Genomic DNA, 8625 nt, shown 5'->3' on the forward strand with positions numbered 1-8625 from the left:
TCAGCGAACAGCCGGGTCCGCCGCGCGGTCAGGCGACCGTGACGATGTACTTCGGCCGATTGATCTTCTTGCGGTAGTCGACCAGCCCCGCGCTCTTCAGCGTCTGAAGAAGGTCGCCGTGCAGCGAGTCGTGGGGGACGGCAAACTTGGCCCCGGGGATAGTCACCTTGGCATAGTCGCCGCCAAGGGCCGCGAACACCTCGACAACGACGGCCGCCCCGGCCGCGGGGAGTGCAGCTCGGAGCAGACTTAGTACGAGCAAGCTCTCAATCGGCTGAGCACGGGCGACGCGCAGCACCGTCTCGGGCGAGAGTGAAGCTGACGTCCGACGCGCGTTCCGCGCGACGGCACGCAACGCGTCGGGGTCGCTGTCGGGGGCGTAGGCGTCGGGATTCGCCATCACAATGGGTCCCAACTTGCTCCGAACCGCCGCGTCGTCGAGGAGGTCGACGACCATACCTTCAACTAGGTCGGGGCTGAGGAACGAGACGATGTTGTTGGACGCCTTGATGGCCGGTCCAACAGTGCCCCAACCACAGATTCGGAAGTGCGCGAAAGATCCGGCCGAATCCTCGACCAAGCCCGCCGCGAGAAGAGGTGCGAAGAGGCCAGCCTCCGGGGCGATCTGGTCGACAGGGAGAGGCTTCGAGGGCTTAAGGCTCTCGACGAGGGCAACCCGCTTCGCAACGTCCTTGATGGCGGACGCATTAAGGACCGCGATGGCCTCGGCGTTGACGTCGTGGTCGCCGGTGCCGGCACTAATGTCGATGCTGTTGGCCGCAGTCAGGAGTCTCGCGAGGCTAGCGTCAACCTCGCCGACTCCTGTGCGGTAGGTGTACACGTTCTCCAGTGTCGGATCGAACAGGCGCTGTTCGGCGAGCGCAGGCCAACTCAAGGTCGGCGCATCCCGCAATGACGGTACGCGGACGCTCCGTTCGGTGCGCTCGGCGACCTCGCGGGCGAACTTGACGAAGGTCTCATCCTCGTAGATCTCGGTGATATCGGTCAGTGCGTTGGTGAGCGTCTCGGGTGTCCTGACGGCCCACTGTGTCGGGATGTGCGTGCGACAGGCTTCCAAGTACGTGTCGAACTCGTCGACGCAGTACCTGTAGACGGCATCGGTTCCCCTGACATCATCGAGGGAGATCTGCTTTGTGCCGAGGGCCTCGAGGAGGTTTTCGACGCTGAGTTCGTAAGCCCGGCACGCGATCACTCCGGACCGTAACTTGGGTGCGAGGGGCTTCAACTGCGAGAGCTGGATCCCGGTTCGCTCGAGCACCGTGAGGACGGCCGCGGTGGGCTTCTCACCTTGGGGCTGCGTGAACGCAGTCATATCGCCATAGTTCGCCCGGAGGAAATCGCCGAACTCATCGGGAAGCTCGTAGGTCTCGGGGGCGTCGGCGGCCACTAGCGCGGCACTGACCAAGGCCGGCCGCACGTCGTCCGGAACATCGTCGCTCGTGCCGAGGTAGATGAACACGTGGGGCCAGGGGCGTGCGGCCAAACGGGTGGCCAACTGTTCCCGGTGCTCTCCGGCGGTGAAATAGGCTGCGAGGAAGGTCCGTGCCTCCTCGTCGTCATCGACGACAAGGCGCTCGATGACACCGCGGGCACCGACGTGGTCAGTCTCGAGCAGATAGTCGACGATATTGAGGTTGTAAGCGACGACCGTGCCGGTTAGATCTTCGCCTGCCTCTTCGACTTCGTCGAGGAGGTTGGCGACTGCGCCCGAACGACTGAGGTCGTAGTCGATGTTCATCGTCATGGTCTGTACGTGCTGTACCACGAAGGTCGCGACGTCGGTGCCGGTGAAGTGACCGTAGAACTGAGCGGCATACAGTGAGAAGTTGCGGTCGAGGTAGCCGCGTAGGACAAGATCCCTGGCAAGCGGTGACTTCAGTGTGGCTCCGACCAAGTCCGCGAAGGTGCGCTTGACCAGATTCGGGCTATCCTGCTGCGGCTCCTCCTGACTTCCGGAAACGACCAACTGGTTCTCGTCAGGGAGTGCGAGAGTGAACCTCCGCAGTTGCGCGAGTTGGATGAAGTCGGCGCTGCGGAGCGCTCGGATGTCGCGCTCATTACGAAGCAGTTCGACACGTGTCGCTTGCTCATCGAGCTTCACCCACTTGTCGGCCTGCAGCCCCTCGGGAAACATCACCGCCAGGTCATCAGCATTCAGGGTGACTACGGACGTCGAACGCGAGCGGCTCGCGTCAGGCGAACACAGGATCTCTAGGCAGTTGTGGGTCGCGACTGAGGCCCAGAACTGGTGGCCGGCAGCGTCCTCAAGGCTGTACGCGCCAGCGGGCGTCCGAAAAAACAAGTTACGCCAGCCCTGCTGAGACAGAGCCTGACCCCGAGCTTCGGCGTAGCGGGTCAGCCGTGTCCCAAGCATCTGAGCCGTTCTGTTGCGCGCCGGCCCAGCGCCTTTGCTGACGAGAAGGCGGCGATTCCTCGTCTCGAGGGTCTCGATCGAGACCCGCACGAGGTCCTGGTGGAAGCTGTAGAGACGATCGAGGTCGCTTTCGCGCCGCGAGATGCGCTCGAAGTCACCGAGGTGAAAGTTCTTGTACGCCACGAGCGCGAAAAGGCGACTCGGATCCAGGCCGGGGGCCACCCTGTCGGACTTCAGCAGTCGCTCTTCGAAGACCAGGTACTCGTTGCACATATTCCGCATGAGCCGCATGTCCGTTGAGTGTTGCGCCACGATGTTGATCAACTTCTTCTCGATGCCTGTGATGCCGGCTTCGTCCAGGAGATCAATCAGCAGTTCGCGGGCATTGCGATGCGAGATGAACGGCACCAGAGGGATCACCACATCAAAGAACTTGGTGCGGTTGGCCCGCAACGTCTCGCCGGCCGCAGCATCGCCTGCATCGACAGCCTCGACGGTCTCCGCCCCCAAACGCTCGAAGAGGGAGTCCTTGACGGCATACACGAACCGCAGCGGCACACCACGCCCAAGGAACACGGCCGCCCAACGGTCCGAGAGCTTTGCATCCAGGCGGCCGTAGAGGCTCACCCAGCGCAACACCTGCCCGAGTACGCGAGCGGGGAGGCGTCCGCGGCGCCGGGCTCGGCGCCGCGGTGTGTCGTTCAGCAGGGTGTTGAGCTCCCGGAGGGCCTCAAAGATCTTGGGGTCCTCGAAGCGGTCGAGATCTTCGAAAACGACAATGTCCTTGGAGCCGTAATCGAAGTAATGGATGATCTCGTCGAGGTACTTGTCGAAGAATGTCTGTGGCCGCTCGGTGAGGCTCACGGCGGCCCCCGCCGCCTTCACGTCGGAGACGAACCGTCCATGGGTGGCGACACGGAGGACCGTGCCCAACAGAGTCACGAGGAGCGCCGTCGCGAACCAGGCGCCTACCCGAACCCATATGGGCTCGCTCTTCTCGGTCCACTTGATTTCGGGTAGCCAACCGAACACGTACAGGAGCACCCCAACGGAGCAAACCACCAGGGCGGCCTGTATGAACGCCCGAGGGAGGCTCAGGACAGCTATGCGACTGAACCGCGAGCTCTTGCCGATCCGGTGTGACGCCCCGTAAAGAAGATGCTTAACCACCTCCTTCTGGATGCGGTTCGTCGTGTCCGTTCGAGGTTTCGCGGACGTGTCATCGACCTCAGCGTCAGGTGTCAACGTGGAGATCGCCAGCCGCTGCGTAACTCGGGGATGCTCGGCCTGGAACTCATCGAGCACACTAGACTTGCCTGCTCCGTACCGACCAGTGAGAGCGATATTCAGGTTCTTCGGGTCCTTGACGACCTCCTCCAGACGCCTCAGGTAAGTGCCGTGCTGGTCAGGGTCGAACCGCGGCGTAAGCGAGCTCAGCGACGGCCTCTCGGCGGCTTTGCTCGCGCCGCTACCTTCCGCCTCGTTCTTCCGGCGACGGAACAGCCTCTTCGGTTTTCGAGTGTCATGAGCACCTCCGGCCTCCACGTTGGCACCCTGCACTTTGCTGAGATGGCCACTGCCGACGTCCACCTCAGCGGCCACGTCCATTTCCTGGTCGGACGGCACGCTGATGGCCGCCTTTTCGGCTCGGGGAGCCTGCTGTTCCGTACCGGACTGGACGTCGCTGCCCATGTTCTCTCCGCACTGCTTGTCCTTGATCCTGCCCACCCAAGCCCCGGTGCCTAACCGAGATTGGGTCGCCGCACGACGCGACGCCAGCGTAGCTGCAGCCACCGACACCGGCGCGAAGTCGCCGCGCCTTTCTTGATCGAGCCATCAGCGGCCGAGCTCGCCATCGCGACCTGCAGGACTCTCGGTCGCACGACGTCAAGCCGCCTGCCGATCGCCGCGCCAGAAAGCAGCCAGCTTATGCAGCGTGGGGTGCGTCATTTCGCCGCCGGTGGACCGGCTATCTACAACTGATCGACCTAATCAGCGCGATTGGCCTGGACGCGTCGCGGCAGCGGCTTGCCTATCTCAGCTCGTTTGACACCTGAGCAATCAGAGACGCGCGCGCTTCCAGTTCAGCTGGCCTCAGCTTGTCTTCCAGTTCGCCCCATGGCGTGAGGTGGTCTAGCCAATCGGTCTGATCACCTTCCTTGGGTTGGTAGTTCGAATGTCGGTCCTGCGCGTCGAGCCGCAGCCCGATCAAGTGATCCGCCTTGCGAATCTCAACCACCGAGCTGATCCATGTCTCATACAATGTCCTTACTTCGGCTGACGCGTAGCCGAAGACCTTCGCCCTGACGGTGTGCTCGACGTCCGGTTCAGGCAGGGCGGGAGGCGTTCGCGGCGGACTCGTGTCAGACACAGGACGGACCAGTTGAGCCCAACGGCCAACAGCTTCGACGTATTTCAGTAGGTCGATGTACGCGTCCGCGAGCCTCTGCTGTACTCGTGCGGTGTCCGCCAGTTCTTTCGCAGCGGCGCGACCCTTCGACGAGGTCACCGCTGTGGCGATGATGCCGGCCATGCCCAAGAGCGCAGTAGACCCCATTCCAGTCATGGCCAGAACTGTTTCAGTCTTCACACGACCATCCTGCCAGCGTTGCCCCTGACGGAGCGCGTAATGCAATCGAGTCCCACATCCGGAGCTGCTTCGTCCCAGACGGAAGTTGCACCGCGTCACACCGCCGCGAGCGCGCTGCATCGCCGCGATGGGTCACTCACCGAAGGGGCTGGCTGTCGACGTCTCCCTTCCCTATGGCGTCCCTATGGCGTCGTCGTGGCGAGGAGGCGTCGCGCACGACGACCCAGATCGCTCAGATCCACCCGACCCTCCTCAGCCGCGGCCGCCAGACGCGCGGCGAGGTCCATTGCCTCGTCGAGCTCCGGTGCGGTGACTGCGGACTCCTGACCCATATCGCGAAGGATTGTGATCTCGGTCCTGGACGCGATCAAAGGGTCGGTGACCCCGTCGACCCAGACTCGAGTGCGACGGCCATCGCCGCGTTCCTCCCCGGTGATGCGCTCCAGGGCGAAGATACGGTCGGCGCGCGCGAACTTTCCGAAACCCAATGCCACCATCCGGGAGTCCGATGCCATGTAGTCATCTTGCCATTACGCATCGAACTTTGATCTGGCGTGCAACCCCGGCTGACAGAAAGGGTCCCGCGTCATACCGCCGCGTAGCGCCCGCCCGCGCTGGTTGGCTCCCAGTTCCGCGAGAAGCCGGGGTAGCAGCGGCGAGGAGTGGCGTCACGTTCTGATCATCTCGGTACGACCGGAAGCTCCTTCGCCCGCGCACGCTGAACCGCTCTCGCGGTGCTGAGTTCAACTCGGAACGGTGAATGTGCGTTCTGGTCCAGGTTGAGCGGCAGAACGAGGTCCCTGATGAGGGCGTGCTCCAGAACCCACGGCGCCGAGTCCTCAATCCAACACACGCGGGCGTGGCTGCTCATCCAGTCTGAGAGCAAAGCTTCGCCGTCACTGAAGGTCAGGCGTGTTCCCGACCCAACTCGACGCAACGTAAGGCCGATCTGATCAGCAAGGAGTGCCCCAAGCGTCAGACGAAGCGTGGACCCGTAAGCATTACCCCGATAGTGGTACCGAACCCGCGTGCGCAACGTCTGTCGACTCGCAGGACGGCCGTTCGCAGGAGGACGCGATGGCGAGATGCCGACGTACAACAAAGTGTGTCCACGCGCCGTTACGCAACCGGCGGTCGGAACGCCGGGAAGGTCGCTGAAGTACCAGGCATATACGCCGCCTGTTGCCGGGACAGCCGACGGCCGAGCTAACGCTTCTTCACGGGTCCACAGACGTGACGGATTCAGGAGGTGCGCGGCTGCATCGCGCCCGGGAACCGAATCCACAGTAGAGACCATGCCACATTCATAGGCGCTACCGGCCGATATGCGTCGCTCCGCCGCGAGCCGTACGCTCGTTCATGTCGGTTGATCGGGTGCTCAGGACAGCCAGCACGCCCGCCTGAAGATAGGTCGCTAGTGCTCGTGCACCGGTTCGGCGCCTACCTCGACACCAACCCCGCTTTGCACGCCCGTGTTTGCGGTTCCGGGCACCAGTTGGTTCTCGTCGACCTGCCCGTCAATGAGGTCTTGGAACCATCGGTCAGTTGGCCAAGTCTTGGGTCCGCCTGTCTCGAACCGCACGTGACATGCGGCAGCGGTGCCGAAATAGCCGAGTCGAACCAGTCGGACTGCCGACGCTCGGCCGACCGGGCTAAGGACTGTTTTCGTGCACGCGGCCCGGTCGGCGTACTCATCCCACTCGTCACGCGTCACCGTTTTCAGCAGGCTTTCACGAACCTCGGCGGCGCGTTCCGCTTCGTCCTGTTTGGTGCTCTGGCCCAGGCGCTCGAGGAGTCGGATTGGGGATTCGGAGATGTCCACGACGAGCGGGCCACCCTCGCGCTGTTGGTCCTCCAATAGGCTCTGGATCCGCGGAGTCAATGTGTTCTCGTAGAGCACAGACATGATGCGCGCTGAACTCGTCACCGCGCGGACGATCGGCCAGTTCGATCCCACCCACTTCTTGGGCGGGGCCGAGGCGTTGACGATCAGTTGTTGATTGACGTCGGGGAGAATCGCGAGAGATGGGTCTGGAAGGTAGATCTCCTCAGGGGCTCGGTCTGCGGCGAAGGCATCGGTCCCGAGGTTGTTGAAGACGCCTCCGTCAGAGAGAACAAGGCGCGTCGGGACCATGTCATCGACCCCGCCGGCGAACCGCATCCGATCCGACTTCACACGGAGCGGAGGAAACCCGATCGGGAAGGCCGCTGAGGCGTAGATCGCCTTCTGCAAGGGCAGTTCCGGATCATCGCCACGCCCGTATCGAGGAGAGAGAATCATCTCCCGACTCATGTAAATGGGTTGGCCCGAAGTGAGTTCCGTCGCGCACAGTACGTGGGTAACCGCAGACTCCGGCATCTGGCGTAGCTGAGGTCTACGCAGCGCCTTCTTGTCATGCCACGGGCGGAGGGTGTGGAGGATGCACTGCCCGTACGCTTCCTGCTGGACGCTCTTTCGACCGAAGACCGTGAAGCCGAGTAGGAAGAAGGTCATGGGCACCGCATAGCCAACTTCGAGGAACCAGAAGATCTCCCAGGTCCCGACCCAAGTCCCTTCAATCAGGCTCATCAAGCCCAAGAACAGCGGCCCGAAGAGCAGAAAGGTCAAGAGGCTGATCACGAGGCGCTTGATCCCGGCGAAGAAGAACACCCCGCGCTTGGATAGACGATGCCCGAGGCGGCTCGCCAGTTTTGTGAACCGCCGGGCGTCGACTCGCGTGAAGTCACCGTCGAGCGCGAGGATCGCGTTGAGGATCGACCCTCCCGAGACCGAGCTGATGAGTCGTACCTTCTCGTTTAGGCCAGAGTGGACCAAGAACAACGTGGATCCGAGCGCATAGAGCGCGGCCCGAAGCCCGCCGCCGGAGATCGCCATCCCCAATGCGAGGTTGGGTTGATCCGGTTGCAGCCAGTTGCCCCCGTCCGTTGTCATCGCAACCCCCGGTGAGACGTACCGCGCGAAGCGCGCGACTTCATGGATCCGTCATACCTGCCCAACGTTCGAAACGCATGTCGGCAATGGGAATTTCACCAACGTAGGGGGCAGGCGACGGGCGCGTCTGAGGGCCCTGTGCCACGACGTCTGCCGTGTCAAGATTGGGCCATCCTCACGGTCGCGAATGCTGCACACGCCTTGTGAGGGGCGCTCGGCGCAGGCCCTGAGGCGCAGGCGCTCTACTCGATGTGCGCATCCTTGATCGCGGAGCTTCGCCTGCTTTCGCCCAAAACCGCCGACGCTATGCGTGCGTCGGCGTGCGTCGGCGTGCGTCCTTCGGCCGCCAGTGGGGCGCACCAACTGTGTCGAGGCTTGAGGCGGGGGTGGACGGAAGTACGAGTGACCGATGCTGCACCGATCGGCTGGAGCGCTGCGGACGCAGGATAGCGACCGGCTGGAGACGCGACGAGCCTGAGACACATGGCCCTTCGGTACTGCTTCCCACATCCACCAGTCCCAGATCGTCACCTCCGATGCGATGCGTCGGACGATGGGCTCGTCTGCTCGGGCGTCGTCGTGGTGACAGCCCTCGGCGCCGACGCGACACCGGCCGAGGCACGTCAGGCACACTGCAGGTGTGTCCGACGCTCTGCGCAATCTGCTCGCCGCGCCGCCCGATCTCCCGGTCACCGCCGGCTTGGCCGC

At 63.3% G+C, this 8625-nt stretch carries 5 protein-coding genes; all 5 read right to left on the reverse strand.

Translation table 11 applies throughout. From position 1 onward, the window contains the following. Nucleotides 1-28 precede the first annotated feature (28 nt). The 5 genes from ABT304_RS29045 to ABT304_RS29065 all read right to left on the reverse strand — a co-directional run bounded on the left by ABT304_RS29045 (nucleotide 29) and on the right by ABT304_RS29065 (nucleotide 7917). The gene (locus tag ABT304_RS29045) at nucleotides 29-4123 is read right to left on the reverse strand and encodes a YobI family P-loop NTPase (protein ID WP_350720672.1); all 4095 of its coding nucleotides are present in this window, start codon (nucleotides 4121-4123) and stop codon (nucleotides 29-31) included. A gap of 304 nt (nucleotides 4124-4427) precedes the next feature. Next, nucleotides 4428-4985, reverse strand: a complete 558-nt coding sequence (locus ABT304_RS29050; protein ID WP_350720673.1) for a hypothetical protein — start codon at nucleotides 4983-4985, stop codon at nucleotides 4428-4430. 182 nt (nucleotides 4986-5167) lie between these two features. After that, nucleotides 5168-5500, reverse strand: coding sequence for a hypothetical protein (locus tag ABT304_RS29055; protein WP_350720675.1), 333 nt, complete (start codon nucleotides 5498-5500; stop codon nucleotides 5168-5170). Nucleotides 5501-5664: 164 nt separating this feature from the next. After that, the gene (locus ABT304_RS29060) at nucleotides 5665-6282 is read right to left on the reverse strand and encodes a GIY-YIG nuclease family protein (RefSeq protein WP_350720677.1); all 618 of its coding nucleotides are present in this window, start codon (nucleotides 6280-6282) and stop codon (nucleotides 5665-5667) included. 117 nt (nucleotides 6283-6399) lie between these two features. Then, nucleotides 6400-7917, reverse strand: a complete 1518-nt coding sequence (locus ABT304_RS29065; RefSeq protein ID WP_350720679.1) for a patatin-like phospholipase family protein — start codon at nucleotides 7915-7917, stop codon at nucleotides 6400-6402. Nucleotides 7918-8625: the final 708 nt, after the last annotated feature.

This window comes from Nocardioides sp. NPDC000445, from assembly GCF_040300245.1.
In the GTDB taxonomy this organism is placed as follows: domain Bacteria; phylum Actinomycetota; class Actinomycetes; order Propionibacteriales; family Nocardioidaceae; genus Nocardioides.

Bases quoted from the DNA above. Each gene is read 5' to 3' on its own strand.
- ABT304_RS29055 (WP_350720675.1), bottom strand. From the start codon at position 5,500: ATGGCATCGGACTCCCGGATGGTGGCATTGGGTTTCGGAAAGTTCGCG.
- ABT304_RS29060 (WP_350720677.1), bottom strand. From the start codon at position 6,282: ATGGTCTCTACTGTGGATTCGGTTCCCGGGCGCGATGCAGCCGCGCAC.
- ABT304_RS29065 (WP_350720679.1), bottom strand. From the start codon at position 7,917: ATGACAACGGACGGGGGCAACTGGCTGCAACCGGATCAACCCAACCTC.